Source organism: Chryseobacterium sp. T16E-39 (assembly GCF_002216065.1).
Taxonomy (GTDB): domain Bacteria; phylum Bacteroidota; class Bacteroidia; order Flavobacteriales; family Weeksellaceae; genus Chryseobacterium.
Map to the genome: position 1 here is coordinate 3,722,337 of NZ_CP022282.1, position 20,111 is coordinate 3,742,447.

The 20,111-nt window shown below is 33.9% G+C and carries 19 protein-coding genes; 11 read left to right on the forward strand and 8 right to left on the reverse strand.

The window, feature by feature from the left end; all coding sequences use genetic code 11:
• Positions 1–218: 218 nt before the first annotated feature.
• From CEY12_RS16905 to recJ, 5 genes are read right to left on the reverse strand one after another with little or no spacing between them, the layout of a single operon-like run.
• Positions 219–560, reverse strand: coding sequence for a DUF3817 domain-containing protein (locus tag CEY12_RS16905; protein WP_089028798.1), 342 nt, complete (start codon positions 558–560; stop codon positions 219–221).
• A gap of 5 nt (positions 561–565) precedes the next feature.
• A complete protein-coding gene (locus CEY12_RS16910; RefSeq protein ID WP_089028799.1) occupies positions 566–1,372 on the reverse strand; it encodes a hypothetical protein in 807 nt (268 codons plus the stop codon).
• Positions 1,373–1,377: 5 nt separating this feature from the next.
• A complete protein-coding gene (gene nadD, locus CEY12_RS16915; protein WP_089028800.1) occupies positions 1,378–1,962 on the reverse strand; it encodes a nicotinate (nicotinamide) nucleotide adenylyltransferase in 585 nt (194 codons plus the stop codon).
• 24 nt (positions 1,963–1,986) lie between these two features.
• Positions 1,987–2,352, reverse strand: a complete 366-nt coding sequence (locus CEY12_RS16920) for a four helix bundle protein (RefSeq protein ID WP_089028801.1) — start codon at positions 2,350–2,352, stop codon at positions 1,987–1,989.
• A 40-nt stretch (positions 2,353–2,392) separates the two neighbouring features.
• Positions 2,393–4,105: a single-stranded-DNA-specific exonuclease RecJ gene (gene recJ, locus CEY12_RS16925; RefSeq protein ID WP_089028802.1), complete on the reverse strand. Its 1,713-nt coding sequence runs from the start codon at positions 4,103–4,105 to the stop codon at positions 2,393–2,395.
• A gap of 261 nt (positions 4,106–4,366) precedes the next feature.
• On the opposite strand from recJ, the gene CEY12_RS16930 reads away from it, so the two are divergent.
• The 6 genes from CEY12_RS16930 (at position 4,367) to CEY12_RS16955 (ending at position 12,431) form a co-directional block, all read left to right on the forward strand.
• Entirely contained in the window at positions 4,367–5,077 is a 711-nt protein-coding gene (locus CEY12_RS16930; protein WP_089028803.1) for a ferritin-like domain-containing protein, read from the forward strand.
• Between the two features lie 27 nt (positions 5,078–5,104).
• A complete protein-coding gene (locus CEY12_RS16935) occupies positions 5,105–5,920 on the forward strand; it encodes a ferritin-like domain-containing protein (RefSeq protein WP_089028804.1) in 816 nt (271 codons plus the stop codon).
• Between the two features lie 107 nt (positions 5,921–6,027).
• Positions 6,028–6,840, forward strand: a complete 813-nt coding sequence (locus CEY12_RS16940) for a M48 family metallopeptidase (protein WP_089028805.1) — start codon at positions 6,028–6,030, stop codon at positions 6,838–6,840.
• Between the two features lie 166 nt (positions 6,841–7,006).
• Entirely contained in the window at positions 7,007–8,926 is a 1,920-nt protein-coding gene (locus tag CEY12_RS16945; protein WP_089028806.1) for a tetratricopeptide repeat protein, read from the forward strand.
• A 5-nt stretch (positions 8,927–8,931) separates the two neighbouring features.
• Complete coding sequence (locus tag CEY12_RS16950) at positions 8,932–9,690, forward strand: LytR/AlgR family response regulator transcription factor (protein ID WP_089028807.1); 759 nt, start codon at positions 8,932–8,934, stop codon at positions 9,688–9,690.
• Between the two features lie 95 nt (positions 9,691–9,785).
• Positions 9,786–12,431, forward strand: a complete 2,646-nt coding sequence (locus CEY12_RS16955) for a T9SS type A sorting domain-containing protein (protein ID WP_089028808.1) — start codon at positions 9,786–9,788, stop codon at positions 12,429–12,431.
• A 75-nt stretch (positions 12,432–12,506) separates the two neighbouring features.
• Here CEY12_RS16955 and CEY12_RS16960 read toward each other — a convergent pair whose 3' ends face one another.
• Positions 12,507–14,126: an ABC-F family ATP-binding cassette domain-containing protein gene (locus CEY12_RS16960; RefSeq protein ID WP_089028809.1), complete on the reverse strand. Its 1,620-nt coding sequence runs from the start codon at positions 14,124–14,126 to the stop codon at positions 12,507–12,509.
• 120 nt (positions 14,127–14,246) lie between these two features.
• Between CEY12_RS16960 and smpB the strand changes: the two genes are divergently transcribed.
• The 5 genes from smpB to CEY12_RS16985 all read left to right on the forward strand — a co-directional run bounded on the left by smpB (position 14,247) and on the right by CEY12_RS16985 (position 18,981).
• A complete protein-coding gene (smpB, locus tag CEY12_RS16965) occupies positions 14,247–14,705 on the forward strand; it encodes an SsrA-binding protein SmpB (protein WP_089028810.1) in 459 nt (152 codons plus the stop codon).
• Positions 14,706–14,782: 77 nt separating this feature from the next.
• Complete coding sequence (locus CEY12_RS16970) at positions 14,783–16,291, forward strand: OmpA family protein (protein WP_089028811.1); 1,509 nt, start codon at positions 14,783–14,785, stop codon at positions 16,289–16,291.
• 95 nt (positions 16,292–16,386) lie between these two features.
• Complete coding sequence (locus CEY12_RS16975) at positions 16,387–17,127, forward strand: YebC/PmpR family DNA-binding transcriptional regulator (protein WP_089028812.1); 741 nt, start codon at positions 16,387–16,389, stop codon at positions 17,125–17,127.
• Positions 17,128–17,185: 58 nt separating this feature from the next.
• Positions 17,186–18,013, forward strand: coding sequence for a UDP-2,3-diacylglucosamine diphosphatase (locus CEY12_RS16980; protein WP_089028813.1), 828 nt, complete (start codon positions 17,186–17,188; stop codon positions 18,011–18,013).
• Complete coding sequence (locus CEY12_RS16985) at positions 18,010–18,981, forward strand: glycosyltransferase family protein (RefSeq protein WP_089028814.1); 972 nt, start codon at positions 18,010–18,012, stop codon at positions 18,979–18,981. The genes CEY12_RS16980 and CEY12_RS16985 overlap by 4 nt, the downstream gene beginning before the upstream one ends.
• Here the strand turns inward: CEY12_RS16985 and CEY12_RS16990 are convergent.
• A complete protein-coding gene (locus CEY12_RS16990) occupies positions 18,970–19,260 on the reverse strand; it encodes a GNAT family N-acetyltransferase (protein WP_089028815.1) in 291 nt (96 codons plus the stop codon). The two genes, CEY12_RS16985 and CEY12_RS16990, sit on opposite strands and share 12 nt — an antisense overlap.
• A 92-nt stretch (positions 19,261–19,352) precedes the next feature.
• Positions 19,353–20,102 (reverse strand): RDD family protein, encoded by a 750-nt coding sequence (locus CEY12_RS16995; protein WP_089028816.1) that lies wholly within the window; start codon positions 20,100–20,102, stop codon positions 19,353–19,355.
• Positions 20,103–20,111: the final 9 nt, after the last annotated feature.

Consider the following 20,111-nt stretch of genomic DNA (forward strand, 5'->3'; position numbering starts at 1 on the left):
GGATAGGTTTGAACAAGTATTTTTGGGTAAAATACTGTTGTAAATTATACCATCAGATATAAAATTAATAAGTGCACAAGAATCTTAATAGCCTATGCTGGTTTACATATAAAGGAAAATATATGGATTGTTAGAGGGTGCAAATACTGTAATGGAACAGAATGTATGAAAAGAAATTATTAACAACGAGAGTGGATTTTATAAAAAAACCTCTTTTTTTATTCTCTGTCGAAACGGGCCAGCTTTTTATCCACCCAAATGGTTGCAAAAGGAAAGAATGCAGCCAATAAAGCAAAAACAAAATCCTCATCATCCCATTTAAATATTTTTCTCACCGGAATACAGAATAAAAGATAAAGCGTAAAAAATAGACCGTGGATATTTCCAATAACAATAATGAAAATAGTGGGAAGAAGACCTTCATCATCATACCTTTTCCAGATCATGGCTACTCCATAAAGCAGGAAACAGGTAATTGCCTCTGCAATACAGATTTGTTTAAACCATTTGATGATTTTTTCCTGAGAATATTTAGAGAAAAATTTTTCGATGAAGTTCATTTCAATTATTTGTAATAAATTTTAAAAGATTTTTTCACACCATTACGCATGACGTTTTGCCTTGAAAGTGCAAATTTACTTGATTTAATAAAATTTCTAATTTTTTTTTCAAAATAAGGGATAAACTGTTCATTTTGTTGATTCTCGAAATGATGATTTAAACCTTCTAATTTTAAGGTATAGTTTTCTTCATCTAATTCTAATGTAACTTCAGTAAATGATTGATTTTCTTTTGAAGAATATTGATAGCCCTTTGGATACCTGAAATTTTTAAAGAAATATTGACTTAGCAAAACATCAGCTAATTGTGGATCTCCTTCATAGATCCAATTTAAATGTTCATTGTATTCAAAAATTACAGAGTGATTTTTATTTAGATGATTTAAAAGTGATTGTCTTACAATGTTCTCGATAAAATCTTTACCAAACTTTTTTTCTGTAAAATAACTCATGTAATGATGGTAACACAGGTCACTAATATAATGTCCCGGTATATCACTGCCCATCATAGTTCCTCCCCAAATAATATTGTAATTTTTTAAAGCCTCTTCAAGTTCTTTCTTTGCGGGAAAATCATCTCCGCTAGGAGCAGTAAGATATATAAAATATTTATTTTCAATTTTTGAATTGTTAACTGCTTTTATTGAATCGTTACTGCATTGTTCCTTGTAATATTTTAGTCTCTCTAGAAATATTTTTTTGTATTCTATTTCTCTTGCACTCTTTAAAGAATCTGTTATTTTAGCAGGTATATCTTGCCCAAAGAAAAAAGCTTGAGTAAAAAAAATAAAGAAAAAAGTATAAAATTTCATAAGCACTATTTATAAAAACTACTACCATCCAAATATTCAAAAACTTCGGGCGGAAGCATAGGTCTTACATTTTTACCTTGCTTAATCATGTTTCGGATCTCGGTTGCTGAGATTTCTATGACAGGTGCTTTGATTAGAGAAATATTTTCATGTTGTAGATAATCAGAATCTTTTTTCTCCCCTTCAAAAACACGTGGGTAAACAATGATATGATGGTTTTTAATCAATAGATCGGAATTTTTCCATTTATGGAGCCCATCAAGATTGTCCTCACCCATAATCAAACTGAAAGAATAATCAGGGTACTTTTCATTAAGGTAGGTAAGGGTGTCAATTGTGTAACTAGGTTGTGGAAGTGAAAATTCCACGTTTGAAGCACGCATATTAGGGTAATTTCTTACCGCTGCCTGTACCATGTCTAAACGGTTGTGATCTTTTAATAATGATTTTTTATCCTTAAATGGATTTTGAGGACTCACAACAAACCACAATTCATCCATATCCGAATTCTCTAAAATATAATTCGCTAAAATAAGATGTCCAATATGTATCGGATTGAATGATCCGAAAAAGAGACCGATTTTTTTCATTAATAAAGGCTTAGGTTTTAGGAATTAGGATTTAGGATTTGTTTGAATTTTTGTGATTAGACCATTAAGCATTTTAGAAATTTCCAATGATTTATCATTTAAGTATTGAAATCTTTCTAAATTTAAATATTCTAAATTTTTGGAAATAATTAATTGAGTTTCCACTTCAGCACAACTGCCTCTTGCAATTTTTAAAAATTGAATATAATCTGCTTGAGATCTTCGTGAATGACCTTCGGCAATATTAGATGGGATTGATATTGAAGAACGACGAATTTGGCTAATGAGACCATAGGTTTCTTCTTTAGGGAAATTTTTAGTGCAGGAATATACTTCTGTAACTAAATCAATGGACTTTTGCCAAACAATTAATTCCTTATAATTTCCCATAATTATTTAATTTTTATTCCTACACCCTAAACCCTGATACCTATTCCCTAAACTTCACATCCTTTATATTCAAATAATGGGTTACATTTCCTTTCCAGTGATTTTCCTCTAAAGTGAATGCCAGGTCAAAGTATTTGTTTCTGAAATCTTCTGAGAATTGACCTAATTTAAACCCGACACACTCTATATTTCTACCGGTTGATTCCTGTTTGATATAAAATTTAACGTGGTTATTGTCTTTTCCCATTGTCTTAATATATCCGGACAACTTTTGGTTTTTTAATGAAAGAATAGGTTTCATGTTATGAGGACCAAAAGGAGCCAATTTTCTGTGAAAATTGATAAACTCTCTGTTGATCTCATCAATTTCGATTTCAGAATCGATGATGATCGATGCTTCTTTCTGGTGTTCCTGAATTTTTTCAGTCACGACCTTTTCGAATTTTTCCTTAAAAGCTTCAAATTTAGATTTCTCCATTGAAAGTCCTGCAGCGGCATGATGTCCTCCGAATTTTAGAAAATATTCAGAACAGAGATCCAATGCTTCGTGAACATCGAAATCAGATACCGATCTTGCTGAAGCAACCATTTCTCCATTATTTCCATCTGTAAAAACCAGAGTGGGTTTATAATAGGTTTCAATAAGCCTGGAAGCCACAATTCCAATGACCCCTTTATTCCATTCAGGGTGGTAAACTATAGTTGTAAGTTTTGTTTCCTGTTGGGATTCTATGATTTGATTTAATGCTGAAAGAGTAGAGTTCATATCCAGCTCACGTCTTTCATCATTCAATCCCATAATGTCACTTACGATCTGGTGTGCATGCTTCAGGTTATCCGACACCATCAGTTCTACTGCAGCCTTTCCATGGGAAATTCTGCCTGCAGCGTTAATTTTTGGTGCAATTTCAAAAACAATATTGGAAATCTCGAAGTGGGAAAGTTTATCCTCGGGAATTAAAAGTCTTAATCCCAGGTTTCTTGTTTTTCTAAGGGTTTTAAGCCCCATTTTAGCCAGAACCCTGTTTTCGCCTGTCATAGAAACGATATCTGCAGCAATTGAAATGGCCAACAGATCTGTTAATTCAAACAATTCAGAATCCGGAATTTTATAAATTGTATTTAAACCCTGACATAATTTAAAACCAACTCCACATCCGGAAAGTTCCTTAAAAGGATATCTGCAGTCACTTCTTTTAGGGTCAAGAACAGCTACAGCATTTGGGATTTCTTCTCCAGGTAAATGGTGATCGCAAATGATAAAGTCTACGCCCAAATTCTGAGCATAGCTGATCATGTCAATAGCTTTAATACCGCAGTCCAAAGCAATGATTAAAGAAAAACCATTCTCTTTGGCAAAATCAATTCCTTCTGTTGAAATTCCATAACCTTCTGAATTTCTGTCCGGAATGTAATAATCAAGATATTTTTTCTGAACGATTTTGCTGAGGTACAGATACATCAATGCGACAGCAGTCGTTCCGTCTACGTCATAATCGCCATAGACCAGTATTTTTTCTCCATTTTCAATTGCGGTTGCAATACGCTCAACTGCTTTTTGCATGTCTGCCATTAAAAAAGGATTGTGGATATCGGTAAGGTTGGGTTTAAAGAATTCTCTGGCCTTTTGATAATTGTCAATTCCTCTAAGAACGAGAAGTTTAGATTCAAAAGTTCCAAAACCAAGTGATGAACTTAATCTATCTACAATTTCCTCATCGGGTTCAGGTCTGTAAATCCATTTTTGACTCATTTCACAAAAATAGGGAAAATATATTTTAAAAAGTAATGATAAGTTGTTAATATATCAAGATAAAACAAAGATTATACATACCGTAAAATCGGTATAAATTAGAATTTAATCTAAATATTTAACAGTTTTAATTTTATTTATTTACTATGAAAATTGAAAAAGCTTTAATAAGAATTAATAAAAATTTAGATTTTGTAAATCCAAGCCTAATGAATTGTCGTAAATGATATTAAATAACTAAACACTTTAAAAATTAATATTATGAAAAAGACAATTAGTGTTTCTAACCAGGGAGCTACTTTGGATACCGGTAGACGAAATTTCTTAAAACTTGGAGGTATTGGTCTAGCTATGGCAGGTCTTGCGCTAGTAGGGTGTGATGATAACGATGATTTCCAGATGGATCAAAATCAGGTATTCGATCTTGGAAAAGGAGATGTGGGGGTATTAAATTATGCTTATGCCCTTGAGCAGCTCGAAGCAGACTTTTACACAAAAGTGGTCAATAGTTTCTATACTGGAATTTCCAATGCTGAAAGAGAATTATTTACAGACCTCTATCACCATGAAGTCATCCATCGTGATTTTTTTAAAGCCGCCATATCCGGTGTTACTTCCAATGTTTTACCAAAGCTTGAATTTCAGTATCCCAATGTAAACTTTAGTAATAGAAGTTCAGTACTGGCCACAGCAAAAGCTTTAGAAGACACAGGAGTTGCAGCATATAATGCGGCTGGAAAGTATATTACAAATCCGGATTATTTAGTGATTGCCGGGAAAATTGTTTCCGTGGAAGCTAGACATGCATCAGCAATAAGAAATCTTATCAACCCCGGATCTGCTGATTTTTCAGGCGATGATGTGATAGATGCCAACGGATTAGATGTGGCAAAAGAACCAAAAGATGTCGTAATGGCTGCGGGTGGTTTTTTCAAGACGCCGTTTACATGGAAAGAAAGAGGTATAAACTAAATTATTCACTTTTAAAAACGTATTATTATGAACATTCTTAAATTACTAGATAAATTTTCTGATGATAAATTCTTTACAACAGAAACTTCGCGATTAGAAACGATTACAAATATTTCGGCATTTGGAAAAAAAGCAGCGGTTGCAGCTGTTCCTCTCGGCTTAGGTGTCGCCATGGCAACTCCGGTAAAAGCAGAAACACACACTACTGCTGTTCCCGGAAGTTTTTTTAAAACAGCCTTAACTGAAGCATTGCAATTGGCGTTAACTTTGGAATACCTTGAAAATGAATATTATAGCATTGGGCTTGGTACTGCAGGTTTGATTCCTAATGCAGACCGTACAGTTTTTATGCAGATCTCTAAACATGAATCTGCTCATGTGGGTTTCTTAAAAAGTACATTGACATCTTTAGGAGTTACACCAGGAGCAATGCCAAATTTCGACTTTACTGCAGGAGGTAATTTTGCTCCTTTTTCAGATTATAGTCAATTTTTGGTTCTTGCCCAGGCTTTTGAAGATACAGGCGTAAGAGCATATAAAGGACAAGCTGGAAACGTGATGTCCAATAAAGTGGTATTACAGGCAGCCTTGCAAATTCACTCCGTAGAAGCAAGACATGCTTCTCAGGTAAGGAGAATGAGAGCTAATAAAGGATGGATTGAATTAGCAAACGGAGGAAATATGCCTGCTGCCACTAATCCTGTTTATGCGGGCGAAGATGTTACCACTCAGGCTGGATATAATACCGCAACTGCATTTGGAGCAGCAGCAGGATCTGCAGCTTACGATGAAGTTTTAAGTGGTAGTGATGCAACATCAATTGCCTCTCTTTTTATTGTCTAATGTGATTTTTTAATATTAGGTGTGAGTCCTTTTCCAAATTTTCTGGAAAAGGATTTTTTTTGTTAAAAAAATGATATATTCGCTGCCTAAACCAAAATATAATTAATATGAAAAAAATTATTTTATGTGTATGCTTTATTGGAGCAATACATACATTTCAGGGACAGAAGATTAGCCTCGGAAAAATTACAGATGTAGCTTCTAAGGGAGCTAAGGCACTAACGTTTACTAACGAAGATGCTGTGAAATTATCCAAAGAGTCCGTTGACTGGATGGACAAAAATAATCCGGTAGCTGGCGCGAAAGATCCATATACAATCAGACTGAATAAACTTTTTGGTAAACATAAAGCACAGGATGGTCTAAACCTTAATTACAAAGTATATAAAGTGAAGGATATTAATGCTTTTGCTTGTGCTGATGGAAGTGTTAGGGTATTCTCATCATTAATGGATGTGATGACCGATGATGAATTGCTGGCTGTGATCGGACACGAGATCGGTCACGTGAAAAATCAGGATACAAAAGATGCTATTAAATCTGCCTACTTAAAAGCTGCAGCACTGGATGCTGCTTCTTCGGCTTCATCTACAGTAGCAACCCTTAATGACAGCCAAGTAGGGAAGATGGCCAATGCATTTCTGGATGCTTCGCACAGTAAAAAACAGGAATCTGAAGCAGATGCTTATTCCTATGATTTTATGAAAGCTAATAAATACAATGTTGTTGCCGAGTATACTGCATTCAAAAAGCTGGCATTGCTTTCTGAGGGAAGTACCCAATCTGGTTTTCAAAAAATGTTCAACTCTCATCCCGATAGTGAAAAGAGAGCTCAGAACATCAAGAAAAAAGCTGAAAAAGATGGTTTATGGAAAGACCCGGGAACGGTTACTTTACCAACAGCAAAACTTACAAAATAAGTACTGTTACAAACTATTTTTTAATAAATACAAAATCCTTTCAACTAACTTGGAAGGATTTTTCTTTTTCCAAAAGAGTAAATTCTAATTCATAATCATCATTCTCTCATTTCTCACTTTATCTTTTGTTAGATTAATTAAATTTACGGCGAATTGATTTTTATAAATGGAAAAAAAATACTTTCTTCTTTTTTTTATCCTGCCCATGTTCATTACTGCCCAAAATTTCCGTGCAGATTCATTGATCCATATTTTTAAACAAGAAACAGATACTTCCAAAAAGACTGAACTTCTTAACATGATTTCAGATGCCTATAAGACTTCAGATCCTGTTATTATGCAAAAGTATGCGCTAGAAGCATTGGTTTCCGCAAGGAAAAATAATGACAAAGAGGAGGAGGCAAAGGCTTTCCAAAACTTAGGGACCTCTCATATTATTCTTGGAAATTATGATAAGGCATTGGGAAATTTTAATCTTTCTGAAAATATTCTTCTAAGCTTAAAGCAGGAGGATAAAGCAGTAAAAGGGATTTTGGCAAAAGTGCTTGGAAGTAAGGGGATCGTATACTCAGAGCAAAATAATTATGCAAAAGCGCTAGAAAATGATTTCAGAGCGATGAGACTCTATGAAAGCATTAATAACAGAGTACAACTCGCCAAAATTTATAATAATATCGGAGTGATCTACAATTCCATTGATGATGGAGAGAAAGCATTAAATTATTTTCTTAAAGCCTATAATATCCAGAAAGTCATTAAGGATCCTGCCTTAGCCGTTTCATGCTCAAATATAGGATTGATTTATCTTAATAATAAGGATTTAAAAAAAGCAAAAGCATTTTTTGATGAAAGTATAATAGAATTTCAAAAAAATCCTAACAAGAGAGATATGGGAGAGCTTTATAACAATATTTCTCAATATTATATTACTAAAAAAGATCTGAAGACAGCAGAAAAATACCTGTTTGATGCTGTGAAAATCAGTAAAGATGTAGAAAATCAATTTGCTTTGTCAAATACTTATTTATTTTTAGCAAAGATCTATTTTGAAGAAGGGGAGCTGGATAGATCATTAGATTTTGTTACTAAAAGTCTGGAAATTTCTAAAGAATTAGATCTGCCGGAAGCAAATATGAATGGAGAAAAGTTACTTTCCGATATTTTTGATAAAAAGGGAAATAAAGAACAGGCTTTTATTCATCTCAAAAGCTACAATACAGCCAAAGAGAAACTTTCCAAAATAGAAAACGCCAAAGAAAGATTAAAAACAGAGCTTAATTTTGAATTTGAAAAAAAGCAGATTGAACAAAATGAAAAGGCTGATTGGGAGAAGGTAAAATTGATTTTTGCTGTTTTAATAAGTGCTACGGTACTGGCGGGATTATTCTTTTTTTACCGGAATAAGGAACGCGAAAAAACAAATTTACTTCAAAAACAGCTGACAGAATTCCAGCATAAAGCTTTACATCTTCAGATGAATCCTCATTTTGTATTTAATTGTTTAGCTGCTATTTCTTCATTTATCATGCAAAATGATAAAGAAGATGCCATCAAATATTTAGCAAAGTTTTCGAAACTCATGAGATTGACATTAGACTTTTCACAGGAATCTGCTGTAGCAATTGACAAAGAAATTGAGGCATTAAGAAATTATTTAGAACTGGAACAGCTGAGGTTCAATCAGAAATTTGATTTTGTCATTGATAAAGATCCCTTAATAGAAGACGATACAGCCTTGCCTTCGCTTTTGCTTCAGCCTTATGTGGAAAATTCTGTTATACATGGAGTCGTTCCACAAAAAGAAAAAGGGATGATCAAAATAAATTTCACTCAGAATCAAGAGTTTTTAATCTGCGAGATTGAAGATAACGGAGTGGGAATTGAAACCTCTAAAAAACTAAAGGAAAATTCTGTAAGTGTACACAAATCCATGGCGTTGGAGATCTCCAGGAAAAGGCTCGAAACCCTTGAAGAACTTGAAAAGAAAAAAGTATCTCTGGAAATATTTGAATTAAAAAATGAAAAAGGAGAGTCTGAAGGGACAAAAGTATTGCTGATGCTTCCTTTACAATATATAAAAAACTAAAAATTATGATTAGTGCTGTAATTATAGATGACGATGCCAATCTACGCGAAGGAATGAAAGCGATGCTCGGTTTATATGCCCCTGAAATAATGGTTTTAGGCGAAGCTGAAAGCGTGGAATCCGGAATTAAATTGATCGAAAATATAAAACCTGAAATTATATTTCTGGATATCTTAATGAATGATGGAACCGGATTTGACATCTTAGAACAACTGAATCAAAAACATGAGCCCACCTCGAATATTATTTTTATAACTGCCCATGAAAAATTCGCCATTAAAGCTTTTCGCTTTAGTGCGCTTGATTTTTTACTGAAACCTGTGGATCCTGATGAGCTGAAGAATGTTATTGTTAAGATCAAGAACTTACAGAATAAAAATAACAACTATAAGCACATTGAACTTTTTCTGGACAACATAAGTAAGAAAACCGAAAGTTTTAAGAAAATAGCACTTTCTACGTCGGAAGGGATTCATCTATTTGATATCAAAGATATTATCCGCTGTGAAAGTGAAGATAATTATACCAAATTCTATGTCAAAAACCATAAAACAGTTATTATTTCAAAGACTTTGAAGGAATATGAAGACCTTTTAAGGGATCATGGTTTTGAGCGTATCCATCAGTCACATCTTATCAATCTTAATGAATTAAAGTCATACATAAAAAAAGACGGCGGGTTTGTAGTGATGTCTGATAGTTCACAACTTCCTGTATCTCAAAGAAAAAAAGAACGATTGCAGGAATTGATAAATAAACTTTAAATTCTAAATGACACCCCGCAAATTCTCACTTGTCCAATGATCGGGTTCTTTGTTCAAGTATATTTACTATTGAAGATATAAGAAAAAATACAACCATGAATACAAAACTACTCTCATTATTATTCTTTCTGCTGCTTTCATTTGCTGGTAAGGGGCAGATCGTTACAATTCCTGACTGGAATTTTAAAACAAAATTGCTGAGTGCAGATTCAAGTAACTTTACCGCTAAAGATTTATCGGGTAATTATTTTAAAATCGATGCAAATAATGATGGAGAAATACAAATATCAGAAGCTGAACAAGTAAGTTATATTTTGGTGGATTATTCAGGAATTTCTTCTTTAGTGGGGATTTCCAGCTTTACCAATCTTAAAAATTTGTACTGTAGAAACAACTCTTTAGTTTCATTAGATCTTCAGGGATTAAATAATCTTCAGTATTTAGATTGTAAAAATAATCTACTGACTTCAATAGCTATTCAGGGACTAATAAATCTTCAAGATCTTGACTGTACAAATAATCAGCTTACTGCATTGGATGTTCAAGGCTGTACTAATCTTAAAAAGATATATTGTCAGTTTAATCCGATACCTACATTAGATTTTTCTGGAATGTCAAGCCTTGAATATTTGGATTTTGAATACAATCAAATTACGTCCTTAAATCTGCAGGGATGTACTAATCTTAATGATTTAAGAGTTAAACATAATCAGCTTAGTACCATGAATCTGCAGGGATTGGCTAATCTTGTTTATCTTAGTTGTGAGTATAATCAATTAACATCATTAAATCTTGCAGGCTGCACCAGTTTGATGATTTTTGATTGTAGTTATAATAATCTTACCTCTCTTAGTGTTCAAGGATTGATTGGCCTTCAAAATCTTACCTGTTCTTTTAATCAGTTAACGTCAGTAAACCTTCAGGGAGCAGTCAAATTAGAATATTTCTATTGCGATAATAATAGTATAAGTGCATTGGATGTTCAGGGAAATACTAACCTGTATTTTCTTATTTGCCATAATAATTTGTTGACTTCCCTGGATCTTCATGGGCTTGCCAATCTCAATAATGCCGTACTTTTTAATAATCAGCTTGCAACTCTGAACCTTCTGGGGTGTACTAATCTTTTAACTCTGAATTGTCAATCAAACCAGCTGACATGGCTCAATGCAGAAAGCAGTATTCTTCTTCAAAACATTAACTGTAGTAATAACCCCCTTAGTATGCTATTTATAAAAAATGGCAGTAACGAAAATTTAACAATTGATAATTTACCAGGCCTCCAATATGTATGTTGTGACCCAAGCCAGATAGGGTATGTTCAAAATAAAGTTACAATGGCTGGTATTGTTGGATGCAACGTAAATGCATACTGTTCTTTTACTCCGGGAGGAAATTACAATACGATTACAGGAACTGTACGATTTGACGAGGATAATAATGGCTGTGATAGCAATGATGAATTTTTTGAACACATGAAATTGAAAATAAATGATGGAACCAATGTAGGATATACTTTTATTAATAATCTGGGTAATTATAATTTTTATACACAGGCAGGAAACTTTACAATCACTGGAGAGCCAGAAAACTCACCACTTTTTCAGGTTATCCCGGCCTCTTTTAGTACGAGTTTTGCGGATAATAACAATCATGTTTTTACGAAGGATATGTGTGTCAAAGCGATTGGTAACTCAAATGATCTGGAAGTTGTCGTAGCACCTGTAACGGCTGCAGTTCCGGGATTTAATTCGAAATATAGATTAATGTGGAGGAACAAGGGTAATACTACTATTTCTGGAAGTGTTGTTCTTACTTTTGATCATCATAAAATGAATTATGTTTCTTCTTCATTACCGGTTTCTTCAGTTTCAGGAGATCAGATAACAATCAATTTTTCAAATATAAAACCATTTGGAAATACAGCGTCTGAAATCATATTTACCATTAATCCACCTACACATTCTACATATCCGGTACATTCGGGGGATATTCTTAATTTTTCAGCTATGGTAAATCCTGTTGCCGCTGACATTAACCCCTTAGATAATGTATTTAATTATAAACAAACCGTGGTGAATTCTTTTGATCCGAATGATATTATCTGTCTTGAAGGGAATTCTATTCCTGTGTCAATGGTTGGGAATTATCTTCATTATATCGTCAATTTCGAAAATACAGGTACAGCACCTGCTGCCAATGTCGTTGTAGAAATGGATATAGATCCTAATGATTTTGATATTTCAACTTTGCAGCTCCAGAATTCATCCCATCAGGTTTATACAAAAGTGAGCGGAAACAAAGTGGAATTTATGATGAAGAATGCTAATTTAGGAAATGGAGGTCATGGAAACGTTCTCATGAAAGTGATGTCTAAAAATAATCTGATACCTGGCGATCATGTCGAGAATAAAGCGAATATCTATTTTGATTATAATTTCCCAATTGTTACAAATGAAGAAATGACCCAAATTGAAAATGTTCTGCAAGTTGTAGATGTAAAAAAAGATGATTCGGTGAAAGTTTATCCGATTCCTACTAAAGGAGATGTGACGATTGAAGCTGGTTCTAAAATCATTTCTGTTGAAGTATATGATGGCCAGGGCAGGATACTTCAAAAACATACGGGGGTTGATTCCCACAGTACAAAAATAACGATCCGTAGCGCCGGTTCTGGAGTTTATTTTATGAAAATATATACAGATAAAGGATTGATGTTAAAGAAAGTAATTAAAAATTAAATTCCATATTCCCTTTATAAAAAAGTCCCATTCATAATCTTGAATGGGACTTTTATTTTATTTCTTATAAAGAGATTAATACATTTTCTCTCTTAATTCTTTTACTTTTTTATCAGCAAGATATTCGTCGTAGCTCATTTCTCTATCGATAATTCCTTTAGGAGTTAATTCGATAATTCTGTTACAGACAGTTTGAAGCATTTCGTGGTCATGAGATGCTAATAAAAGATTTCCTTTGAAATTAGATAAAGAGTTGTTCAATGTAGTGATACTCTCCAAATCCAAGTGGTTTGTAGGTTCGTCAAGTAATAAAATGTTAGCCTTCTGAAGCATCATTCTGCTGAACATACATCTCATTTTTTCACCTCCGGAAAGTACTTTACAAGATTTCAATGCTTCGTCTCCTGAGAATAACATTCTTCCTAAGAAACCTCTCATAAATTCTTCGTGACGTTCCTCATCATTCTTAGTAAACTGTCTTAACCAGTCAACCAAATTAATATCCTCTTGGAAAAAGTTAGTATTATCTAAAGGCATGTGAGATTGGTTGGTCGTTACTCCCCAAGCGACAACTCCTTTATCTGCTTCAATATTTCCAGCTAAAATTTCGAAAAATTCTGTAATTGCTAAAGAGTTTTTAGAAAGTACAGCGACTTTATCCCCTTTTTTCAGGTTTAGATCGATGTTTGAGAAAAGTAATTCTCCATCTTTTGTTTTTTCAAGACCTTTAACATCTAAGATCTGATCTCCCGCTTCTCTTTCCATTTCAAAAATAATCGCAGGATATCTTCTTGATGATGGTTTAATATCATCAATATTCAATTTGTCGATCATTTTCTTTCTAGCAGTTGCCTGTTTAGCTTTTGCAACGTTTGAACTAAATCTTGCGATGAAATCCTGAAGTTCTTTCTTCTTTTCTTCAGCCTTTTTGTTAGCCTGAGCTCTCTGTCTAGTTGCTAATTGAGATGCCTGGTACCAGAAAGAGTAGTTCCCTGTGTAAAGATTCAGTTTTGCATAATCTAAATCCCCAATGTGAGTACATACTGTGTCTAAGAAGTGACGGTCGTGAGAAACAACAATTACTGTATTTTCGTAGTCCGCAAGGAAATTTTCTAACCATGCAATGGTGTCAATGTCAAGGTCATTGGTAGGCTCATCCAGAATAAGTACATCAGGATTACCAAAAAGTGCCTGAGCTAAAAGAACTTTTACTTTGTCCTTGTTCTCAAGTTCACCCATCATTTGCCAATGCATATCATCCTTAATTCCAACGTTAGAAAGCATGGTCTGTGCATCAGATTCTGAATTCCATCCCCCCATTTCATCATAAACCACACCTAATTCTCCTGCTTTGATACCATCTTCATCAGAGAAATCTTCCTTAGCGTACAGTGCATCCATTTCCGCTTTTATCTCGAATAACTTTTTGTTACCTCTTAGTACCGTTTCCAGAACATTATATTGATCGTATGCAAAGTGATCCTGTTCTAAAACTGACATTCTTTTTCCAGGCTCTAATGATACACTTCCTGTAGTTGGGTCCTGTTTTCCTGTTAATATTTTAAGGAATGTAGATTTTCCTGCTCCATTTGCTCCGATAATCCCATAACAATTCCCTTTAGCAAACATGATGTTTACTTCGTCAAAAAGAACTCTCTTCCCGAATTGTAAAGATAAGTTAGATACTGTTAACATATAGTTTTGTAAATTTGGCGCAAAAATACGAAAAGAATTTGGGTAATTTATAATAATGTAATAGTCAAGTTTTTAAATGAAAGGTATTTTTGTATATTTCATTAATGAAATTTTAATATAATGAAGATCGAGAAAACAGTTAATATATTAAATAGAAGAGCCCGTTTCGAATACGAAATCGTCGAAGAAGTTGAAGCAGGAATGGTTTTAACGGGTACAGAAATAAAATCTTTACGCTCATCTAAAGCATCCATCGCAGAATCCTTCTGTCAGTTTATTGATGGGGAATTATACATCATCAACATGATGATTGATGAGTATAAATTAGGAACTTTTTACAATCACAAAACAAAAAGGGAACGGAAATTGCTCTTGCACAAAAAAGAATTACAAAAATTCGAGAAAAAATTAAAAGATGCAGGGAACACAATTATTCCTTTAAAGTTATATATAACAGATAAAGGAAAAGCGAAGGTCTTAATAGCCCTTGCAAGAGGGAAAAAGCTTTTCGATAAAAGGGAAGCGATAAAAGATAGAGAAAATAAACGAACCCTCGACAGAATATTAAAGAAAAGTTAAAAATCATTCAAAAAACTTTGTATATAAAGAAAAATTATATTTATTTTGCAATATCAATTATTTAATCATTTAATTCTATGAAAAATCTAAAATTAGGAATTTCAGCATTGGCGCTTACTGTTGCCTCTACTGTTTTCGCACAGACTACCAATAATCCGTGGTTAATCGGAGTTGGTGCTCATGCGGAAAACCATAAAGCAGTACGTGGTAATTTTAGTAACACGTTTTCTGCTAATAATTTAACGAAGACAATGTTCAATGTGAGCAACTTCTCTATTACTCCACCACTATCTAAACTTACTGTTGCGAGAAACATCGGTAAAGGTTTAGTTATTGACTGGCAAACCTCTGTAGGTAATGTTGAAAACAAAAGATTCAACATGGGGAAAGAGTTCATGTTAATGACTGGTCTTGGTTTCCAAGCTAAAGCAGCGGGTCTTTTATGGAACGAAGAATCTTGGTTTGACCCTTACTTAAGAGTAGGTGCTAACTATTTAAGACACGATTATACTGCATTAACTTTCCCAAGACAATCTGTTAACGGAGAGTGGGTAAGCAATGGAGATGCTGGTAACGAAAATGGTAAAGCTAACTTCTTTACAGTTTCAACTGGTGCAGGTGCTAACTTCTGGGTAACTAAAAACTTCGGTTTAGGTATTCAAGGAGATTACGTATCAACTCCTGGTGATAAATCTAACGTAGCAAACTTCTGGCAAGCTTCTGCTTCATTATTATTCAGATTTGGTAACAGAGATAGAGATAAGGATGGTATCTTAGATAAAGATGATCTTTGTCCTGATACTCCAGGTTTACCAGAATTCCAAGGATGTCCTGATACTGACGGTGATGGAGTTCCAGATAAAGACGATCAATGTCCAGATGTAGCAGGACCAGTTGAAAACAACGGTTGTCCTTGGCCAGATACTGACGGTGATGGTGTTATCGACAAAGATGATGCTTGTCCTACAGTAGCAGGTCCAGCTGAAAACAACGGTTGTCCTTGGCCAGATACTGACGGAGACGGAATCTTAGATAAAGATGATGCTTGTCCTACAGTTCCTGGATTACCAGAATACAACGGATGTCCTAAGCCTAAAAAAGCTACAGCTGATGAGGTTGAAACTAAATTGAAAAGCGTTTATTTCGATTTCAACAAAACAACTATCAAAGCAGAATCTAAACCAGCGTTAGATGCAGCAGCTGAAATCATCAAGAAAGATGGAGGTCACTATCTATTAGAAGGTAGAACAGATGCTAAAGGTTCTGAAGTTTACAACTTGAAGTTATCTAGAGAAAGAGCTGCTTCTGTAGTTGCTGCTTTAGATGCAAGAGGTGTAGATTCTAACTCACTTAAATCAGTAGGTGTTGGTAAAGCTAAAGCTACAGTTCCAGTAACTGCAACAGATGCTGAAAGACAAGCTGATAGAAAAGTAGTTGTAACTGCTATCGAAGATGATGCTCAATGGAATACAATCGCTAAGAAAGATTACGCGGATGCTCCAGTTAAGAAAGCAACAGCTAAGAAAAAAGCAACAGCTAAGAAAAAAGCTCCAGCTAAAAAAGCGACAGCTAAAAAGAAAAAATAATTAATTTTTCTAAATAATTAATACCTCCAAATTTTTTGGAGGTATTTTTTTTTCGTTGACTTTTAAGTAATTTTGTTGAAAATTTAAAAATTAAAATGGGAAGAGCGTTTGAATATAGAAAAGCTTCTAAAATGGCCCGTTGGGATAAAATGGCCAAGACTTTCTCTAAAATTGGTAAAGACATAGCATTGGCTGTAAAAGCGGGAGGCACAGATCCTGAAGCTAATCCGGCTTTGAGAAGATGCATCCAAAATGCGAAAGGGGCAAACATGCCAAAGGATAATGTGGAGAGAGCGATTAAAAAAGCAAGTGGTGCAGATGCAGAGAACTATGAAGAAGTTACCTATGAAGGTTATGGGCAGGGAGGTGTTGCATTTTTTGTAGAGTGTACTACAAACAACACAACAAGAACTGTGGCTAACGTAAGAGCCGTTTTCAATAAGTTTGATGGTAACCTTGGAAAAAATGGAGAATTAGCATTTATCTTTGATAGAAAAGGTATCTTTTACATTGATCTGGCCCAGGTAAAAATGGATTGGGATGAATTTGAAATGGAAATGATTGATGGAGGAGCAGAAGATATTGATAAAGATGATGAGGAAATAATGATTACCACTGCATTTGAAGATTTTGGTTCTTTATCTCATAAATTAGATGAGCTTAAGATTGAAGTTAAAAGTGCAGAACTTCAAAGAATTCCAAACAATACGAAAGAAGTTACAGAAGAGCAGTTCAAAGCTAATATGAAGATGCTGGATCGTTTTGAAGAAGATGATGACGTGCAAAACGTTTATCATAATATGGAAATTACTGAAGAATTAATGAACTCTTTGTAAAAAAATAATATAACATTCATATATAGTTAACTTTCAATTAGTTTCTTTGCATAAAACTATGAGAAGAAACGTTGAATTAGTTGTTATTTCGGATGTGCATTTGGGAACTTATGGATGTAAGGCTAAAGAATTATTAAGATATCTGAATTCTATTCAACCCAAAACTCTCGTTTTGAACGGTGATATTATCGATATCTGGCAATTTAAAAAGTCTTACTTCCCTAAACCTCATTTGAAGGTCATTAAAAAGATTCTCTCTTTCGCTACTAAAAATACTAAGGTATATTACATTACCGGAAATCATGACGAAATGTTCAGAAAGTTTACTGATTTTGAATTAGGTAAACTTAAGGTCTGTAACAAAATCTGTCTTGATATCGATCAAAAGAAAACATGGATTTTTCACGGTGATGTATTTGATGCTTCTGTCCAACATTCTAAATGGATCGCAAAACTTGGCGGAAAAGGATATGATATGCTCATTGTGATCAATAATGTTGTGAATTGGATCCTGGAGAAAATGGGTAAAGAAAAGTACTCATTTTCAAAAAAGATCAAAAACAATGTAAAAAAAGCAGTAAAGTATATTGGAGACTTTGAACTAACAGCTTCTGAATTAGCAATAGACAATCATTATGATTATGTGATTTGTGGCCACATTCATCAGCCGCAGATCCGTACAGTTGTCAATAAAAAAGGTTCTTGTACCTATTTGAACTCAGGGGATTGGATAGAAAATCTATCAGCTTTGGAATATGATAATAAAGAATGGAAAATCTTTTATTATGATGAACATAAGCACTTACTTCAGGATGATGAAACAGAAGAAATTCAGGACCTCGATACTACTGAACTTTTGAAAATAGTAACTAATTTTTCTGAATGAAAATCTTATATGCATTTCAGGGCACAGGAAACGGACATCTCGCCAGGGCCCAGGAAATTATTCCTATTCTTAAAAAATATGCCGCGGTTGATACTTTGATCAGTGGTCACCAGTCGCAATTAAAGGCTGATTTTGACATTAACTTTCAATACAAAGGGATTTCCCTGCTTTACAATAAAACAGGCGGTTTATCCTATCGAAAAACGTTTACTCAAAATAAATTCGTTCACGCTATAAAAACACTTAATGAATTAGAACTAAAGGAATATGATCTTATCATTAATGACTATGAGCCTTTAACAGGCTGGGCATGCAAATTGAAAAAGCTTCCGATGATTGAGCTTAGTCATCAGGCTTCAATGAGTTTTGCAGAAACTCCAAAACCTGAGAAAGGAGACTTTCTGGGAGAGCTTATTCTAAAATACTACGTTCCGAGTGAAAGGAAGATTGGTTTTCATTTTGAAAATTATCACCCTCAAATAAAAAAACCGGTTATCAGACACAAGATTAGAAATCTTAATCCAGATAAGAAAGGATTTTATTTGGTTTATTTACCTAGTTTTTCTGATGAAAATATCATCAAAATTTTAAAACAGATTCCAGTACAATGGAAAGTGTTTTCGAAGTACAGCAAAGTGAGGATCAAAATAAAGAATGTAGAAGTCTTTCCAATTGATGAAACTGAGTATCTGAAGAGTTTTGAAAGTTGTGATGGAGTTCTGTGTAACGCAGGTTTTGAGGCTCCGGCTGAAGCCCTTTTTTTAGATAAAAAATTATTTGTCATCCCAATCCATAATCAATACGAGCAGGAATGCAATGCCTGTGCTTTGGATAAAATGGGGATTCCAAATTCTAAGGTATTAAAACTTGGTGAAATAATGGAATGGGTCGCTTCTGATCATCATCTAAAAGTGGACTATCCTGATGATATTGAAAATATACTCTTGAATGAAGTTTTAATTCTTTAAAAAGATATCTTCTACATCATTCATTCTCGTCATTACAGATCTCGCATAAGAACAATGCGGGTAAACCTTCCAATTGTTTTCTCGGGCAAATTTTATGGCTTCCTCCACCAGATATTTTCCCATTCCCCTTCCTTCGAATTCAGGATGAACCAATACGAAAGAAATGATAAATTTACTTTCCTCTGGGAAAATAGTATAAGTCAGTCTTCCGATTTCTTTAAGTTCGTTATTTAGTGTAAGAACTCCACCATTTCCGGATTTATTGTTTTCAAATTTCATAATTATGGCTTAATTTTAATTATATGTACAAAAACTGCACCGACTTACAGGGTAGCTGTCTTTTTTAGGTAAAAAGGACTTTGATATGATTACTAGCTATCTTTTCCCGTGTAGTAATTGTAATCTTTGATGACGATATTAATGAATTGTCTTTCGGTCATTTTTACAGGATCAATTTCAAGCTTTAAAATATTCTTGATTTTGTCAGAAAGTTTGCTGATGATCTGCCTGTCGTCTACTCTCAGAGCTTTTGTATAATTGTCTTTGATGATCCTCATATCATTATCACTTAAAGCAATAACCTGAGGGAAAGAAGGAATATAGTCTTCTTGTATATTTTCAAGGATCGTATGAGAAATATTAATATTGTTTTTTAATGAAATTACAGCTGTGCCGGATGCAATATCTCCCAGACGCTGATTGTTTTTAGAAACGATCATTGAAATTAAGCCAATAACTCCGGCAAAAGAAGTGTCTATTATCCTGAATACCCAGCGGATCAGATAGTCTCCAAAACTAGCCTGATATCCATCGATCTTTACAACCCGTATTTTCATTACTTTTTTCCCGGGTGTTTGCCCTTCCATTAAGCTCTCCAGAACCACAGGATAAATATAAATAGGAAAAGTAATTGCAATGTAAATAGCCATTTGAGACCATTGATCCAAGCCATTTAATAAATACCCCAAGTCGAAAAAATTGAAAAATATATAGAAAGTAATGACTGCATAAGCGACTTTAATCAAAAGATCTATAATAAATGCAAGCATTCTTTCTCCAACACTGGCAATGTTGAAGTTAATATTTACATTTTGTGAGGTATTAATCGCAATTTGAGACATAATTTTTAT

Coding starts and splice junctions, on each gene's coding strand:
- CEY12_RS16905 (WP_089028798.1), bottom strand. CDS start 560: ATGAACTTCATCGAAAAATTTTTCTCTAAATATTCTCAGGAAAAAATC.
- CEY12_RS16910 (WP_089028799.1), bottom strand. CDS start 1,372: ATGAAATTTTATACTTTTTTCTTTATTTTTTTTACTCAAGCTTTTTTC.
- nadD (WP_089028800.1), bottom strand. CDS start 1,962: ATGAAAAAAATCGGTCTCTTTTTCGGATCATTCAATCCGATACATATT.
- CEY12_RS16920 (WP_089028801.1), bottom strand. CDS start 2,352: ATGGGAAATTATAAGGAATTAATTGTTTGGCAAAAGTCCATTGATTTA.
- recJ (WP_089028802.1), bottom strand. CDS start 4,105: ATGAGTCAAAAATGGATTTACAGACCTGAACCCGATGAGGAAATTGTA.
- CEY12_RS16930 (WP_089028803.1), top strand. CDS start 4,367: ATGAAAAAGACAATTAGTGTTTCTAACCAGGGAGCTACTTTGGATACC.
- CEY12_RS16935 (WP_089028804.1), top strand. CDS start 5,105: ATGAACATTCTTAAATTACTAGATAAATTTTCTGATGATAAATTCTTT.
- CEY12_RS16940 (WP_089028805.1), top strand. CDS start 6,028: ATGAAAAAAATTATTTTATGTGTATGCTTTATTGGAGCAATACATACA.
- CEY12_RS16945 (WP_089028806.1), top strand. CDS start 7,007: ATGGAAAAAAAATACTTTCTTCTTTTTTTTATCCTGCCCATGTTCATT.
- CEY12_RS16950 (WP_089028807.1), top strand. CDS start 8,932: ATGATTAGTGCTGTAATTATAGATGACGATGCCAATCTACGCGAAGGA.
- CEY12_RS16955 (WP_089028808.1), top strand. CDS start 9,786: ATGAATACAAAACTACTCTCATTATTATTCTTTCTGCTGCTTTCATTT.
- CEY12_RS16960 (WP_089028809.1), bottom strand. CDS start 14,126: ATGTTAACAGTATCTAACTTATCTTTACAATTCGGGAAGAGAGTTCTT.
- smpB (WP_089028810.1), top strand. CDS start 14,247: ATGAAGATCGAGAAAACAGTTAATATATTAAATAGAAGAGCCCGTTTC.
- CEY12_RS16970 (WP_089028811.1), top strand. CDS start 14,783: ATGAAAAATCTAAAATTAGGAATTTCAGCATTGGCGCTTACTGTTGCC.
- CEY12_RS16975 (WP_089028812.1), top strand. CDS start 16,387: ATGGGAAGAGCGTTTGAATATAGAAAAGCTTCTAAAATGGCCCGTTGG.
- CEY12_RS16980 (WP_089028813.1), top strand. CDS start 17,186: ATGAGAAGAAACGTTGAATTAGTTGTTATTTCGGATGTGCATTTGGGA.
- CEY12_RS16985 (WP_089028814.1), top strand. CDS start 18,010: ATGAAAATCTTATATGCATTTCAGGGCACAGGAAACGGACATCTCGCC.
- CEY12_RS16990 (WP_089028815.1), bottom strand. CDS start 19,260: ATGAAATTTGAAAACAATAAATCCGGAAATGGTGGAGTTCTTACACTA.
- CEY12_RS16995 (WP_089028816.1), bottom strand. CDS start 20,102: ATGTCTCAAATTGCGATTAATACCTCACAAAATGTAAATATTAACTTC.